Annotated in this window: 11 protein-coding genes; 6 read left to right on the top strand and 5 right to left on the bottom strand. The window is 34.0% G+C overall.

Annotation, left to right across the window (positions count from 1 at the left end; translation table 11 throughout):
• Positions 1-12 precede the first annotated feature (12 nt).
• Positions 13-783, bottom strand: coding sequence for a CDP-alcohol phosphatidyltransferase family protein (locus AAGD65_RS05650; RefSeq protein WP_264682628.1), 771 nt, complete (start codon positions 781-783; stop codon positions 13-15).
• A complete protein-coding gene (locus AAGD65_RS05645) occupies positions 780-1463 on the bottom strand; it encodes a phosphatidylserine decarboxylase (RefSeq protein WP_264374591.1) in 684 nt (227 codons plus the stop codon). The genes AAGD65_RS05650 and AAGD65_RS05645 overlap by 4 nt, the downstream gene beginning before the upstream one ends.
• Positions 1464-1697: 234 nt before the next feature.
• Here AAGD65_RS05645 and AAGD65_RS05640 point away from each other — a divergent pair, with 234 nt between their 5' ends.
• From AAGD65_RS05640 to AAGD65_RS05615, 6 genes are all read left to right on the top strand, one after another.
• On the top strand, positions 1698-2564 hold the full coding sequence (locus AAGD65_RS05640) for an ankyrin repeat domain-containing protein (RefSeq protein ID WP_264682629.1): 867 nt from the start codon (positions 1698-1700) through the stop codon (positions 2562-2564).
• Between the two features lie 70 nt (positions 2565-2634).
• Positions 2635-3867 carry a hypothetical protein gene (locus AAGD65_RS05635; protein ID WP_264682630.1) on the top strand — a complete coding sequence of 411 codons (1233 nt, stop codon included), beginning with the start codon at positions 2635-2637 and terminating at the stop codon, positions 3865-3867.
• A gap of 221 nt (positions 3868-4088) precedes the next feature.
• Positions 4089-6461: a DNA topoisomerase (ATP-hydrolyzing) subunit B gene (gene gyrB, locus AAGD65_RS05630; RefSeq protein ID WP_264682631.1), complete on the top strand. Its 2373-nt coding sequence runs from the start codon at positions 4089-4091 to the stop codon at positions 6459-6461.
• Between the two features lie 186 nt (positions 6462-6647).
• A complete protein-coding gene (gene gatA / locus AAGD65_RS05625) occupies positions 6648-8114 on the top strand; it encodes an Asp-tRNA(Asn)/Glu-tRNA(Gln) amidotransferase subunit GatA (RefSeq protein WP_264682632.1) in 1467 nt (488 codons plus the stop codon).
• 111 nt (positions 8115-8225) lie between these two features.
• Complete coding sequence (polA, locus tag AAGD65_RS05620; RefSeq protein WP_264682633.1) at positions 8226-10754, top strand: DNA polymerase I; 2529 nt, start codon at positions 8226-8228, stop codon at positions 10752-10754.
• 714 nt (positions 10755-11468) lie between these two features.
• The gene (locus AAGD65_RS05615) at positions 11469-12335 is read left to right on the top strand and encodes a hypothetical protein (RefSeq protein WP_406721740.1); all 867 of its coding nucleotides are present in this window, start codon (positions 11469-11471) and stop codon (positions 12333-12335) included.
• Between the two features lie 37 nt (positions 12336-12372).
• Here AAGD65_RS05615 and AAGD65_RS05610 read toward each other — a convergent pair whose 3' ends face one another.
• The 3 genes from AAGD65_RS05610 to AAGD65_RS05600 all read right to left on the bottom strand — a co-directional run bounded on the left by AAGD65_RS05610 (position 12373) and on the right by AAGD65_RS05600 (position 15642).
• Complete coding sequence (locus AAGD65_RS05610) at positions 12373-13155, bottom strand: exodeoxyribonuclease III (RefSeq protein WP_264682634.1); 783 nt, start codon at positions 13153-13155, stop codon at positions 12373-12375.
• Positions 13155-13862 (bottom strand): uroporphyrinogen-III synthase, encoded by a 708-nt coding sequence (locus AAGD65_RS05605; protein ID WP_264682635.1) that lies wholly within the window; start codon positions 13860-13862, stop codon positions 13155-13157. Before AAGD65_RS05605 ends, AAGD65_RS05610 begins: the two co-directional genes overlap by 1 nt.
• A 226-nt stretch (positions 13863-14088) precedes the next feature.
• Positions 14089-15642 (bottom strand): hypothetical protein, encoded by a 1554-nt coding sequence (locus tag AAGD65_RS05600; protein WP_264682636.1) that lies wholly within the window; start codon positions 15640-15642, stop codon positions 14089-14091.
• Positions 15643-15730 lie beyond the last annotated feature (88 nt).

Genomic DNA, 15730 nt, shown 5'->3' with positions numbered 1-15730 from the left:
ACTTTTATATAGCTAATGAGTTTTATATGTGTAGTATATATAAAGTCCAGTGCTTATTGGAATAGTAAGTATATACAATGCACCTAAAATTGGTAGTGTTATCCAGGGCTTGCTTATAAACAGTATGATCAATATTCCAAAAAACGACACAAATATATAGGATAGGCTTCTAGGAACATAAATGTACTTTGCAGAGAAAGTTGGAATATGACTTATCGAAAAAAATGAAATGGCCAAAAAGTAACAAGCTGTATTCTGTACGTTAAAAAATTGCTCTATAAGAAGTAAGTATTCACTCTCATGAGATTGAAAGGTAATAATTATTGGTAACAGAGCAAGTAAAGCGCATACAGGAGCTGGAACGCCGGAAAAGAAAAATTTTTTCCAGTATAATTGTTCTGAATGTAGTAAAACATTGAATCTTGCAAGTCTTATTGATATGCAGATTACATATATCATTACTAAGATCCAACCTACAACTTTAATTTCCTTTAATTTCCAAAAATATAAAAGAAAAGCAGGTGCTGAACCAAAATTTAGAAAATCTGCAAAAGAATCAAGCTGTGCTCCAAAATCGCTAGTTGATTTTAGAATTCTTGCTATTCTGCCATCCATTCCATCTATTATTGCTGCAATGATAATAAAAATTGCTGAAAATTCCCATTGTTCATTAAATGTGAATTTAAGTGAAGTAAGGCCAGCACATAAACCCAGTAAAGTTATAAAATTTGGAAATAACTTGGTAATAGGTAAGGATTTACCGTTACTTTCATCGTTATTCATACAATGTCAAAGGTAAGCTTCTCTTGTTTATTTAAATCTGCTATAACTGTCTCACCACCAATAACAGTTTGGCCTTCTGAGACTCTTACCTCTATTCCAGCAGGGATATAAATATTTACTCTACTGCCAAATCTTATAATTCCAAACCTTTCACCTGCTTTTACATTCTGAGACGCTCTTAAATTACAAACAATGCGGCGTGCGATAAATCCAGCTATTTGTTCCACAATGATTTCTTTTTCCTTTTCATACTCAATCACAATAACCTGCTTTTCATTTTCATTACTGGACCTATTACTCATTGCAGAAACAAACTTGCCTTTCTTGTAGCTCATTTCCTTTATCGTACCAGATATTGGTATACGATTCACATGAACATTTAAAACACTTAGAAATATGCTGACAAGCGTAAACTTTTTCTCTTCTCTATTCTCTTCTGATAAAGGGTAACTAACTTCTTCAATTTTTGAAACCACACCATCAGCGGGACTTAATATAAAATCCTTATTGTTTGGTACAGCTCTTGCTGGATCACGAAAGAAATAAGTACATAGTAGTGTTGGTAATAAGCAAGTAATGCCAGTCCCCCAAGATATAGAAAATGCTATACACGTTACTATAAAGGAAACAATTATAAATAAATAACCTTCTCTGTTTATGTTAGGCAAACCAAAGCACATAACTTATTCTCAATAATTCATTATTAACAATTTATCATTTATAATTTCTCATGAAAAGCTTTTTTTTACTGTTTCACTTTTCGAATTATTATATAAACATTTGCTTATAAAATCGCTGATAGATGTAAATTTTTTAATAAAAATTGAAGTTTTTTAACTATTATTAATATAATTTTAATAAAAACTTAATAATAATCCTTAATAATCTATGAATTAATATGTTCGCAATTTCGTATGACAGGGGAAATAGAAAAAGATGAATCTCCTTCTTTATACGTTGCAATTAAGGCAGGTGATATTGAAGCTACAGAGCTACTAATAAAGTCTGGTGCAAATGTCAATGATAATTATGAACGTAATCGTACGCCACTGCATGTTGCTATCGGGTATAAGCAGTTTGAAATAGCGAAATTGCTGATAAATAACGGAGCAAACGTTAACGCAAAAACTGGAAATCATGGTAAAGACGACTTAACACCAATGCACCTTGCAATTTTTGCAAACACGCCAGAGTTTATAGAATTGCTAGCTAGCAATGGTGCGTCAATTAATGAAAGGGAAAGCACTGAAGGACGTACACCTTTTCACCTTGCTGCTTTATATGGAAATAAAAGTGTAATGCAAGCCTTGGTTGATAAGGGACAGAATATTGAAGATATTGATAATAATGGGCGTACAGCTTTATTTTTAGCTATTAGGCAATGCACTGAAGCAGAGGATGATAGCAGAATAGAAGTTATCGAGTATGTGATAAATAAACTCAAAGCAGACATAACGAAAAAAGATAATAATAACAACACAATACTTTTTCCTGCTGCTAATAATTGTCCTGGAAAAGTAGTGGAACTCATCATTAAACAATATATAGAAAGCTTTGGTAGAGATCAGTTGAAGGATTTTATCAACCACAAAAATAAAGATGGAATAGATGCTTTGGATATTGCACTCAATAGTGGAAATGAAAAGGCCATTGAAGTACTTAGCTCATATGGAGCAGATATCGAGAATAAAGTAACTCACAAGATTACTGCAAAAAAACCAAATAGTACCTTAGATGGAGCAGAAAGTGTAGAAGTGATATCCCCAATCAAGCAAAAATAAAAGCAGCTCTAAATTTCTTGCTTTCTTTACATTCTTTCTATAGTATGACATATTAATGTTAGAATAGGGTATGTTTGCAGGTCAAAATAATAATCAACAGCAGAATAGAAATAGAGTACGGGCTTTAATAGAAAGAGTGCAAAATGCTTACAACAACACTAATAAAATTAAAAGATTCATTAATATAGTTTTATTAGTAAGTATGATTCCTTCATTTTTTCTTCTTGTACAGCTCTCTTTGTATTTATCATTAGTAAATTATTTTTTCAAATCAAGGGAAAATGAAAAAAGATTATCAGCGTGGCCAAAAAATGTTATTAGAATAACATTAAGCATTTTTTTAATTATACACATTATTAATTCCTGTGTGCTTTTGGTACTGCCTATATTGTGCTTATGGTTGCTAAACAAATCACTCATTGAAGAAATACAGCAGTTTAACGATTTAATACAACAAATTCCAGAGGAAGAAAGGCCTATTTTCTTTCAAGATTTAGCAGCCATTCCTTTTATGGCACAAACTACTCATCACTCAAGTGCAGTTGCTAGTATAAACTTGAGTGTTGATAAACTCATAGAAAAGTATAAAGAGAATCTAAATAAAGATGAATTCTATGTACAGCTAAATAGGAGTGATACAACCGACATTGAAGAGTACATCAAACAATCAAATGAATTTACAGAAGGCGATAAATCTCATGCACTTGAATGCTTAAGATTTATCAATAGAACAGGAGATAATTTTAAAGACAATCATAGTAAGTTAACACTAAAGCAAGCAGCTATTTTGTGTTGGAAAGCCTGCAATGATAGAAATACAGGGACAGAAAATCAAAGCACTCCTTTGAATGATGAAGACATAAAAAACAGAAAAGATATGTTTGTAAAAGGTCTTGTAGACGCTGCAACAACTTACGGTAATCAAGGTCAAAGTTGTGCAGGTGGAACATACAATAAATTATTTGAGTCTTTATCTGGCTTACATCCATCAGTGGTTATTACACTCGATGAAGAAGAGGCTAGAGAAATGATAAAACAAGCGATCACACAAAAATTCCCTGAAATGGCCAGAGCCAATTTCACCAATTTCTCTGGAACAGAACAAGAAAGGATCCGTAGCGAGTTACCAGAGTTATCATCTGAAACAGTAAGGTATATTATGACTACGCATTCAGCTCTTGAGAGAAGGTGTCAAGAGTTCAGCAATAGATTAAACAATGATAAAAAGAATGAAATATTAGAAGAGTGTATGAGCAACTTATCCTGTGTTGAGCTAGAAAGTACAATTGAAAGGAGAAGGTAAATTGTATTTGATTGTCGCCATTTATTTTAAAATATGAAGCAGAGTTTTGTATGATTATTTGAACTTAAGTTTATGTATTGAAATAACATGTAAAACCACTTCGTGTAGGTGATATGTTATGTTTTATCTACATGTCAAGGATCCTTCTCTCAACTTAAAGATGTTGCTAATCAGCACATACAAATGTAATATTAATTAATATTTATAAATAAAGCAATTTCATGGAAAGTAACTACAACGCTGACGCAATAAAAATCCTAAGAGGTCTTGATGCTGTAAGAAAGCGTCCAGGTATGTACATTGGTGATACTGATGATGGATCTGGTCTGCACCATATGGTGTACGAGGTTGTTGACAATGCGATAGATGAGTCTTTAGCTGGTTATTGTAGTAAGATTGAAGTTAGCATAAATGAAGATGGCTCAGTATCTGTAACCGATAATGGTCGTGGCATTCCAACTGATATTCATGCAGAGGAAGGAATATCAGCAGCAGAAGTAATAATGACCCAATTGCATGCAGGAGGTAAATTTGACAGCAATACCTATAAGGTTTCTGGAGGATTACATGGTGTTGGAATTTCAGTTGTTAATGCGTTATCGAGTTGGCTGGAATTAACCATCTGGCGCAATAAGAAGGAATATTTCATACGCTTTGAAGATGGTGAGTCTGTTGAATCTTTAAAGGTAATTAATGAAAACACAAATAAAAGAGGAACTAGAGTAACGTTTATGCCATCAACGGGGACTTTTAGTAGTATTGATTTTAGTTACTCCACTCTTGAGAGTCGCATCAGAGAATTGGCATTTTTAAACTCAAATATTGAGATCATTTTGTGTGATCTCCGTAATAAACCACATGTAAAGTCTCATTTTAACGATAGTAAAGAGTCTGAAGATAATTTTGGTACAGCTAATTTTGTACGGTACTTAGACAAGAATAAGACACATGTTACTAAAATTGCCAGCATTAGAGATGATGTAAAAGATCTAGGTACCAGTGTAGAAATATCAATGGAGTGGAATGATTCCTACTATGAGAATATGCTATGCTTCACAAATAATATAAGACAACGGGATGGTGGTACGCATTTGGCAGGGTTTAGATCTGCACTAACCAGATGTATCAATAACTATGCAAACAATGAAGGTTTTTTGAAGAAGGCAAAAGTGAATTTGACTGGAGAAGATGTTAGAGAAGGCTTAACTTGTGTTTTATCTCTCAAGATGCCTGATCCTAAATTTTCTTCACAGACAAAAGATAAATTGGTCAGTTCTGAAGCGCGGGCAGTTGTAGAGAGCATAGTTTTTGACAAGTTGAGTACAATACTTGAAACTGACCCCAAGTTAGCAGCAAGTATAGTAGAAAGAGCGATTAGGTCAGCAAAAGGAAGAGAAGCCGCAAGAAAAGCACGAGAGTTAGTTAAAAATAAAAACAATATTAATATTGCAACTCTACCTGGAAAGCTTGCCGATTGTCAGGAAAAAGTTCCTGAGTTATCGGAATTGTTTATAGTAGAGGGTAATTCCGCAGGTGGTACTGCAAAGCAGGGACGTAATCGTAAAACACAGGCGGTACTTGCTTTAAGAGGGAAAATTCTAAACGTAGAACGTGCAGGGCTGGATCGTATTTTTTCATCTGCAGAAATTGGCTCTCTGATCACGGCAATTGGGGCTGGAATAGGGAGTGAGCACTTCGATATTGAAAAAACTAGGTATCATAAAATTATCATTATGACAGACGCAGATGTTGATGGCTCGCATATAAGAACTTTGATTCTAACTTTCTTTTTTAGACATATGCGTGAAGTAATTGAAAAAGGATATTTATACATAGCGCAGCCACCGCTCTATAAAGTTACAAAAAATGCTAAAGATACTTATATCAAAGATGATGAAAATTTTGAAGAGTATATAGTAAATTCAGCGATTAAAAAATTAACATTAAATGGTGTAGGCAAAGATTTGCGTTTCGTTTTGAATAAGTGCCTCAGTATTTCAAACATTAGCAAAAATTATGATAGGGAAATACCAAAAGATCTCTTAGAATCATTGCTAATTTTAAGCAAAAAGAATGCTCTATTGTCTGCTGATGAGATATTAAAATATTTAAAATTGATGTATAGTGAATATAATTGGGAAGTAGAAGTAAAAGATGAGGAAATTCACATTGCTAAATTGTTTCAAGGGTTAGCAGACAAATATGTATTCTCGCTTAGTATGCTTGAAAGTAAAGAAATACGGAATATATTGAGTTCTCTTGATAACATAATTGACTTATTTAATGGTGATTCATTTTTACAGTCGCAAGAAACTGAAATAAAAATAAAGTCTCCAAGTGCACTCGCAAAAATAGTGATGGATTATGGTAAAAAAGGTTTAACCCTGCAGAGATTTAAAGGCCTTGGTGAAATGAATGCTGATCAGCTTTGGGAAACTACACTCAATCCAGAAACTAGAACTCTGCTAAAAGTTGAAATAAAAGATTGTGAGGAAGCAGATAGCATATTCTCGGTGTTAATGGGTGATATAGTTGAACCACGTCGTGATTTTATAAATAATAATGCACTTAACGTACATGATGTTGATATTTGATTTTAGAAACGCTAAACCCTTATGGCTCAGCATTGTGTGCCAAACCGGCTATTTAAAATGTACTACTAACCAATCCATTTCAGAAATCTAAATTGATCTCGGTTGTATTCCTGTTTGCGATCATAAATATATAGATTTTCTGCCCTATTGTTGTTATAATTAATACCTCGCTAAAGTTGAATATTAATGAATGAATTGAGAAGGCTAAGTATTACAGAGATGCATGATGGACTTAGGCGGGGAGATTTTTCTGCTGTTGAGCTTGTAGAGACGCATGTTAATGCAGTTGAAAATGAGCAACTAAATGCATTTGTAACAAAAACCCCAGAAATCGCGATAAAAGCTGCTAAAATAGCAGATGAATACTTTTTGAAACAAAAAGATAATATTTCACCACTTATGGGCATACCAGTTGGTGTTAAAGATTTATTCTGTACAAAAGGAATAAAAACAACAGCATGCTCAAAAATGCTGGAAAATTTCATCCCGACTTATGAATCTACGGTATCTAACTTGCTTTTAAAAAATGGAGCAGCCATGCTTGGTAAACTTAACATGGATGAGTTTGCTATGGGTTCTGCGAACACAAACAGCTATTTTGGTCCTGTTGAAAATGTGTGGATTAGAAAAAGTGACGGAGAAAAAGTTGTTCCTGGTGGGTCCTCTGGTGGATCTGCAGCATCAGTTGCTGGGTTTTTATGCGCTGGAGCATTAGGAAGCGATACTGGTGGGTCTGTACGCCAACCAGCAGCTTATTGCGGAGTAGTGGGAATAAAGCCAACTTATGGAAGGTGTTCGCGTTTTGGTATGATTGCATTTGCGAGCTCTCTTGATCAAGCAGGAGTAATTACTCGTTCCGTTTCTGATTCAGCGTTAATGCTGGAAACAATTTGTGGCTATGATGAAAAAGATTCAACATCGAGCAAAAGGACAGTGCCTAAATTCTCTAATCTTATAAATGGTGATATCAATGGTAAGCGCATTGGTATACCAAAAGAATATAGAATGGATGGAATTTCAGATGAAATAGTTCATAATTGGGAAAAAATTGCTTCCTATTTAAAAGAAAACGGTGCTGAAGTTGTTGACATTACTCTGCCTCATACTAAATATGCGATACCGGTTTACTATCTAATTTGTTCTGCTGAAACTTCATCTAACCTTGCTCGCTATGATGGTGTACGTTACGGATTCAGGGTTGATGCTGATACCCTTGAAGAAATGTATTCGCTAACAAGAGCAGAAGGTTTTGGTAAAGAAGTGAAAAGGAGAATTTTAATTGGTGCTTATGCGCTTTCTTCAGGTCATTACAATGAGTATTATGAAAAAGCACAGTGCATTAGGGCATTAATTAGAAATGATTTTATAAAAGCGTTTGAAAAAATAGATTACATACTTGTGCCATCTGCTCCAACAGAAGCTTTTGGCTTAAATGAAAAGCCAGACCCGCTAATTATGTGCATCAATGATGTGTTTACCGTGCCGGCAAGCTTAGCGGGGTTACCTGCTATTTCTGTTCCTGTTGGACTTTCCAATGAAGGCTTACCACTTGCTTTGCAAGTAATTGGAAATTATTACGATGAAGCTGGAATATTAAATATGGCAAGTGTGATAGAGCAAAATTGTGGCAGAATAGTTAATTCCCTTACGTAATATGTTTTCTTATAGTAACTATAGCATTATGATTATTTTGGCTATAGGAAACAAGAGCTTGATTTTTATAGCTAAATAACAGACCATCAAAGGCACACATAAATATCTACAATGAAAGAAAAAACTTTCACAATCATTGATGGTTATGGTTTTCTTTTCAGAGCTTATTACGTTTTGCATCATTTGACTACCACAGCTGGTATTCCAGTAGGTGCTGTGTACGGTTTTCTTAATATGGTTCTGAAGTATATTTCCCATTCGGACTACTTAACTATAGCACTTGATTCTGGCAAAAAAAATTTCAGGCACAGTTTATATTCTGAGTACAAAGCAAACAGAGTAACACCTCCTGAGGATCTAATTCCACAATTTACAATACTGAGAGAAGCGGTAGAAGCTTTTAACTTCAGCTATGAAGAGATTGAAGGCTATGAAGCAGATGACATAATTGCAACACTAGCTGCAAAATATGCCAACCACGAAGACTTTAAAGTAGTAGTAGTCTCATCAGATAAAGACTTATTTCAACTTTTGAATTACAACATTCTAATATTTGATCCTATTAAAAATATATACGTAGATGAAAAACAAGTGATAGAAAAATTTGGTGTAAATTCAAATAAGCTTCTTGATTTATTTTCTCTAACTGGAGATGCATCTGATAACATTCCAGGTGTTCCAGGAATAGGCCCAAAAACTGCAGCTAAATTGCTGGATAAATTTGATTCGTTGGATAACATTATAGAAAACATCAATAACATTGAGCAAACAAGAGTTCGTAATATTCTTACTGAGCATAAGGAAAAAGCACTAATTTCAAGAGAACTTTTGTCACTATGCAAAAAAGTAGATCTTCAACATGATATTGTAAAATATGAAGTCCATCCTCCAAATATGGAAAAATTGTTATCCTTTTTGAAGAAATATGAATTTAATTCATTGATAGGAAAAGTAGAAAAGCTCTTTTCTTATAGTGGATCTAGCACAAAAGAGAAAATAGAATATAGTAGTGAAGAATTAGAAAAATTTTTGGAGCATTGCAGATATGAAGGTAAAATTGCAATTCATTGCCACTTTGAAAACAATAGATTGAACAAAATCTCCTTATCTTGTAGTGAGGATAATATTTTCTACATAGATCAAAGCTGCCTACAAGATGCACTTACTATAATAAATTCAACTTTATTTTCAAATGGGGTGCTTAAAATAGTACATGATATTAGAAAGATCAGAGAAATATTTCCTACAATAGAGAGAGTGCTAGACTCAATTGATGACCTGATGATCATGTCATACAGCCTTGACACAGGTAAGCATGATCACAGCATTCCAAACATAATTGCACACAATTTAAGTAAAAATGTAGAAACTTTCTCGGCAAAAATTTTAATAGCGATCCATGAGAAACTGACACAAAGATTATTTCAGGAAAAACTTTTTACGATTTACGAGCGCTTTGATAGACCTCTCATGAAAGTAATATTTGATATGGAGAAAAATGGAATACTGCTCAATATTCAAAAACTACAGGAATTGTCTGATAAGTTTGAGCAGCTAATTGCTGTACTTGAAAACGATATACATAATTTAGCAGGAGAAAAATTCAACATTGCATCGCCAAAACAATTAAGTGATGTTTTGTTTAATAAAATGGAGCTAAGTAAAAAGAAAAAGTCAAAATCTGGGTCTTATAGCACAAACTCTGAAGTTCTAGAGGCACTTGAAGAGGAGGGGACAGAAATCGCAGGTAAAATTTTAAGTTGGCGACATTCAAGTAAATTAAAGGGTACCTATACTGACGCGTTAATAAAACAGGTTGATCCGCTTGATGGTAGGATACATACAAGCTTTTCAATCACTGTGACTGCAACTGGAAGGCTGAGCTCTAGCAATCCTAATTTACAAAATATTCCTATCAGAAGCGAAGAAGGTAGTCTTATCAGGCAAGCGTTTATTGTGCCAAAAGGGTGCAAGATAATTTCTGCTGACTATTCACAAATAGAATTAAAACTCCTGGCACACGTTGCAAATGTTACCGCATTTAAAGAAGCTTTTGCAAACAGGCAAGATATTCATGATATCACTGCAAGACAAGTTTTTGGAGTGCAAGAAATAGATGAGCAATTAAGACGCAAAGCAAAAACCATTAATTTTGGCATTATATATGGCATTAGTCCATTTGGCCTTGCAAAGCGACTTGGCATTACCTTTCAAGAGGCTGCTGAATACATTAATTACTATTTTTCTTGTTACCCAGAAATAAAGGTCTATATGGAAAAAGCAGTATCTATCGCGAGAAATCATGGTTATGTAGAGACTTTGTTTGGTAGAAGATGTTTTGTAAGAGACATCAACAATAAAATTCCTTATCTAAGACAATTTGCAGAAAGGGCAGCAATAAATGCACCACTGCAGGGAACTGCCGCTGATATAATAAAACGCGCGATGATTCGGCTTTTTGATCAGTTAAAGTCAGGTAAAATAATCCTCCAGGTTCATGATGAATTACTTGTAGAAGTGGAAGAGAGCAGAGTGCAAGAAACAGCAAAACTTATGAAAGATATAATGGAAAATGCAGTAGAAATTTCTATACCACTTGAAGTAGAAATAAAAATTAGCGACAACTGGGGCTTTTCTTAATTATACCGTAGACCCTAAGAACCTGTCTTGAAAGGACTTAATTAACAAGCATAGTCATATTAAATATTTCTTGAAGTAAGGAGAGCACGCTCATACGTCACGCAAACAACATTTACCTAAAATTCTGTGACATTAGCAGCTTTCTTGCACCGTTTTCAGTAAACAGTGATTTTTCTATATATTAGAAAAATTTTTATTTTAATTAGCGTTAAACAATAGGCGCCTATTGGTTTTTAGCTAAAATAAAGGTCAAGTATCTGGAATTCTGCACATAAAATCCCCCTGTGTAAAAAAGATTAGAAAAAAGTGCAGCGCACATACGACAGAGATTAAGTATACGTGTATACACTGAAGAAGATACACTACATTTTTTAATTAATTTGATTGTTTAGTAGAAAAAGTCTGCAGACAAAGATAAGTTTTTGAGCTCTCAAAATATCTCTAATTGTCATTATAATCAGATTTAAAATATATGGAAGCAATTTTTTACGTTCCCTTATCACTTATATCATTTGTTACTCTTCTTTTTTGCTTTATTCTTTTCTTTTTCCCCTTTCGATACAGGTTTTAGGAAATTTGAACTAATGCGAAAAATATGCTATAATTAAAGCATAGGTTAGTACGGATAGATCAGTTATGACAGGAATACCAATTTCACAATCAAAGAATCAGGAACCTTCGAAGCCACCTGTTCAGGCGGTGGAGAAAAATGAGATGGTCCTCAAGGAGGAACATAGGGTAATTTATGATGACTTTGTGAAAGTATTAGAAGTTAAAGCCAAATTAAAGAAGGACAAAGGAATAAATGATTATTTTATATCAGCTTATAAGGACATACTACTTAATAATGTCAATCCAAAAGATATAAAATCACTCAGTGAGGAGAATTTTTCTCAGTTTTTACTTTCTGTATTTAAAGAAGTTAGAGAGAAAAAATTAGCGAACAAAGAGAATGTCAAGAATGTTGAAATAAAGAAATTAGTAGATGATTGTGTAGCTGATATACGTGGTACAGAAGCTTGGGATTGGGTTGTTGATTTTTTTAAGCGTCAAATACCTGGAAGAGGATTATTAAAAGAAATACCAGGTCTTGGAAAAGTTTTAGATGTTAAGGAAGGAGAGGATAAACCACTACTTAGTGATGAAGAGATGGTAACAAAGTTCTTACGTAAAGTTTTTCTTCCTATTCTTTTTTCCATTGCTTCAATATTAATTTTTGGTCCTACTACACTTGCGATAATTGCTGCTGTTATTGGTACAATATTTGCTGTAAAGGGAGGAATTGAAGTTCTTTTTTCAAATAATAGGCCAGGTACTTTATATGACCCTAGCTCACCAGATAAAGATGATATAGAAAAGAGAGAAAAATTGAATGAAAAAATTCGCAATGGCATTGATGATATTTTAAAAACCCCAATTGAAAGACCTCTTGAAACAATTGCTGACGGGAGTAAAAAACAACCTACTCCGAAACAAGCTTCTCAGGTGGGAAATAAAGGGGGTAAGCAGCTTACTATGCTTGATGGAAAAATTACTATAGATCAGCCAGCCAAAAGCACAGAAAAGACAGCAGTCAAGTAAGACCTATTTGCCAAAGGTGAATTGTGTAATAGGTCTTTTATTGTTTTATAACACATACAACGGGAGTATGATCAGATGGGTTTTCTAGTTTACGCAACCTATCATCTATGTAACATATTTCCAATTTATCTGCAGCTTGTGGCGATAATAGCATATAATCTATTCGCATTCCTTGATTGTTTCTGAGTGAATTGCCTTGATAATTCCACCAAGTGAATTGTTGCAAATTTGGGTGGGATATTCTAAATGCATCTTTAAAACCAAGATTCAAGATCGCTCTTAATTTCTCACGCTCTTTTATATGAAAGCACACTTGGCCATTTAATAAATTTGAATCAAAAACATCAATTTCATCCAGTGCAACATTATAATCGCCAGCTATAATAGTTAACTCTTCATTTTTCAACAAAGTGCCCATCCTTTCATATAGGTTATCAAAAAACTTGAGTTTATACTCAAAAGTATGAGAGTCTGGGCTTTGACCGTTTGGAACGTATACACTTCCTACCCTTACCTTATTATTGGTGTGTTTTATCACACACTCTATATAACGTGCTTCTTGATGACTCTCTACAACATCAATTTTTAATTTTTCCAGTATTGGATATTTAGATAAAACACAAACACCATTTCTTGCAACCTGTCCATAGATAGCATATTCATATTCTAATTCTTCTATTTCTGCATAAGGAAATTGCTCTTCTGTACATTTTATCTCTTGCAGCAAAACTATATCTATCTGACTATCAACTATAAAACTACAAAGTTGGTTAATTCTTTTACGTATGGAGTTTACATTCCAAGTTGCAATCTTTAGCATCAACAATCCTTATTAATTATATCAATTAAACTCTCCCCTGTGGGCAACCTCGATGTTATAATTTTTTTCCACTTGATTAACTTTAAACTATCAGCAATGTTTTTACTCATGGTATATGCAACTGTATTATTCATCACAGGAGATAGCCCACTTTTTAGAACTAATGAACAAAATACCCTTGCAGTTTGTGAGGAAAAAAAAGCAACGCTATCAATTTTACCGTCCAATAGTAAATTTTTACACCTATTAGTTAGACTCCTTTTAGTAATTGTTTTATAGAGTACAACTTCTCTTACGTTAAAACCTTCTTCAGATAATCTTTTTTTTAGGTCACATGATACTTCTTGTCCCCTTATATATAAGAACTTTATTGCATTTGAATAATGAGATTTTATGAATGATATCAGACCATCAACGTTGCTGTCTGCTGAGATTATATCGGAAAATCCCAAATTTTTTGCAGCCTGCATAGTTGAATTACCAACTGTAATAATCGAAAAGGTATCCTCTTTGCATATTTGACTGAAAGCCTTTACACTGTTTTTACTTGTAGATATCACAACATCAAATTCGTGCGCGGATATATCAGGATTTAAGTACTTTATTGTGAATACTGGCTCTATAAAAACTTTGTATCCATATTTTTTTAGCGTGCTTCTTGTGCTCAACGAATCTAATAAAGGCCTTGTCAATAAAATAGACTTCATTCTGGTTTATTTCACTAGCAGTAAAATAATATCCTTTATACACAAATTATTGAATAAAAACTTTCATTTTTTAAGTTTCTTGCATAATCTAGAAAAAAGGCAAAAGAAACTCCATAATTGGCCCAGTGCTAGAAAACTGATCTTAAATAAGTGAACATTTTGACTAAATGGAAAAAAGGATGTTACTCATTGAGTAACATCCTTTTAGAATGATAAGCGGTTTTGTTTATCCTTTACTAGGCTCAGCTTTTTGTTGAACAGATTCTACGTTTGGTTGATCTACAATCGCACGTCGTTTTGCCAACTTCTGAGTGAGCTCTTCCGTAACTACTAGACCAAATCTTGTTTCTTGAGAAGGACTGTGTCTTTGTGGAGTAGAAGAACTTGGTGAATTGAACCCACTATCAGAATTACTACGGTAACTGGCAAAGCTAGAAGTTGTAGCAGTACTGCCAGCACTTAAAGAACCCGTTGAATTGCTTCTTGGCGGTTTCTTCGGAGCAACACGAGAGCGGCTATTTCCTATCTCCGCAGATGGCATCTCATCCTCAGAAATCCTTTTATATCCTGTGCAAGTAACTTCCTCTGGCTTTTTGCCACCTTTTAGTGATGATGACAACTTGCTCCAAAGTGAAGTAGGTGCTTTTACTTCCTTATGCTCATTAGGATTTAATAATTCCGCTTCGCTGCTAACAGTACTTATAGAACTCGTTGAACTGCTTCCTGACAAGTTGTGAGATTGTTCAGAGTTACTTCTCTTTAGTGAAAAAGATCTAGGTTTGTTATTATCCCCTTCTTTAAACATGTTATTACGCATTTTGAGCGATCCTTTTAGGATGTGGTCTTCTTTGCATTTTGCAATAACTTCCTTAATCTCATCATGATGTTCAGAAAAAATTTCATATAGGCTGCTATTATCTTTAGCTAACAAATGTTGCAACTTCTTAGCATCTAATTTATTGCAAAAATCTATTTGCTGTTTCAATCGGTTGGTCAACTGGTAGTTTTTGGCACTGTGTTGAACATTAACAAAATAAGCTTTCTCTGATATTTTTTCCCCCAGCTTAGAAAATATTTTCCTAGTGAAAGCAGGGCCGTTTACGGTCTTGTCTCCAAAAACTTTCTTGGTAAGCATTTCCTTTACACTGTTGAAATTTCTTGTTTTTTCTTCTGTTTTCAAAATAACAGTTTGATCTTCATTACCTATTGAATATGGGATGACATCTAAACTAGACATGCTTGCACCACTATCACTCATCTTCCTTCCAAGGTTTTGAATGTTATCCCCCATTTTTCTTAATGTAGAGCTAGCTCTCTCTTGTGTTGCCTGTTTTACAGAACTTGCAGTTTCTTTTACCGAATTCTTGGCATATACAGCACCATCTTTGATTTTTCCGCCAATATGCTTCGCTCCTTCAACTGTTTTTTCTGCTGACCATTTGAGTCCTTTATATCCAGATTGAACTGCTTTTACAGCAACTTTCACAGCGAAAAATAGAGTAAGACCAACTATAGCACCTGGTATAGCAAGTGTTGCACCAACTGCCAAAAGTGGTAGCACTGCTGTAAATAATCCACTTGCTGTACCTACTACAAGGGCCTTATCTCCTTGCTTCATTTTAGAGAATTCTGTATCTCCTTTTACCAGATCCATAATTCTGTCTTTTAGCTTCTTGGGATCGTGAATGATATCTGAATTTAATGAAGAATCTTGAATCATTTTAAGATCATCTTGCTTAGTTTCAACAAAATTTGAAGAGTTTTTTTCACTAGGTGACATTTTTAACCTCACTATTAATTAAACATACTAATATTGTATATATCTGATTCTTAAGTTAGGGTTAATTCACCTAACAATGTCCACTTGC

Source organism: Wolbachia endosymbiont (group B) of Chesias legatella, from assembly GCF_964026945.1.
In the GTDB taxonomy this organism is placed as follows: Bacteria; Pseudomonadota; Alphaproteobacteria; order Rickettsiales; family Anaplasmataceae; genus Wolbachia.
The sequence above is the reverse complement of the archived record's forward strand: the minus strand, read 5'-3'. Positions and strand labels throughout refer to the sequence as shown.

Excerpts from the sequence above, each read along its gene's own strand:
- AAGD65_RS05645 (WP_264374591.1), bottom strand. The coding sequence starts at position 1,463 with ATGTGCTTTGGTTTGCCTAACATAAACAGAGAAGGTTATTTATTTATA.
- AAGD65_RS05615 (WP_406721740.1), top strand. The coding sequence starts at position 11,469 with ATGGTCCTCAAGGAGGAACATAGGGTAATTTATGATGACTTTGTGAAA.
- AAGD65_RS05600 (WP_264682636.1), bottom strand. The coding sequence starts at position 15,642 with ATGTCACCTAGTGAAAAAAACTCTTCAAATTTTGTTGAAACTAAGCAA.
- polA (WP_264682633.1), top strand. The coding sequence starts at position 8,226 with ATGAAAGAAAAAACTTTCACAATCATTGATGGTTATGGTTTTCTTTTC.
- gatA (WP_264682632.1), top strand. The coding sequence starts at position 6,648 with ATGAATGAATTGAGAAGGCTAAGTATTACAGAGATGCATGATGGACTT.
- AAGD65_RS05650 (WP_264682628.1), bottom strand. The coding sequence starts at position 783 with ATGAATAACGATGAAAGTAACGGTAAATCCTTACCTATTACCAAGTTA.
- AAGD65_RS05605 (WP_264682635.1), bottom strand. The coding sequence starts at position 13,862 with ATGAAGTCTATTTTATTGACAAGGCCTTTATTAGATTCGTTGAGCACA.
- AAGD65_RS05640 (WP_264682629.1), top strand. The coding sequence starts at position 1,698 with ATGACAGGGGAAATAGAAAAAGATGAATCTCCTTCTTTATACGTTGCA.
- AAGD65_RS05635 (WP_264682630.1), top strand. The coding sequence starts at position 2,635 with ATGTTTGCAGGTCAAAATAATAATCAACAGCAGAATAGAAATAGAGTA.
- gyrB (WP_264682631.1), top strand. The coding sequence starts at position 4,089 with ATGGAAAGTAACTACAACGCTGACGCAATAAAAATCCTAAGAGGTCTT.
- AAGD65_RS05610 (WP_264682634.1), bottom strand. The coding sequence starts at position 13,155 with ATGCTAAAGATTGCAACTTGGAATGTAAACTCCATACGTAAAAGAATT.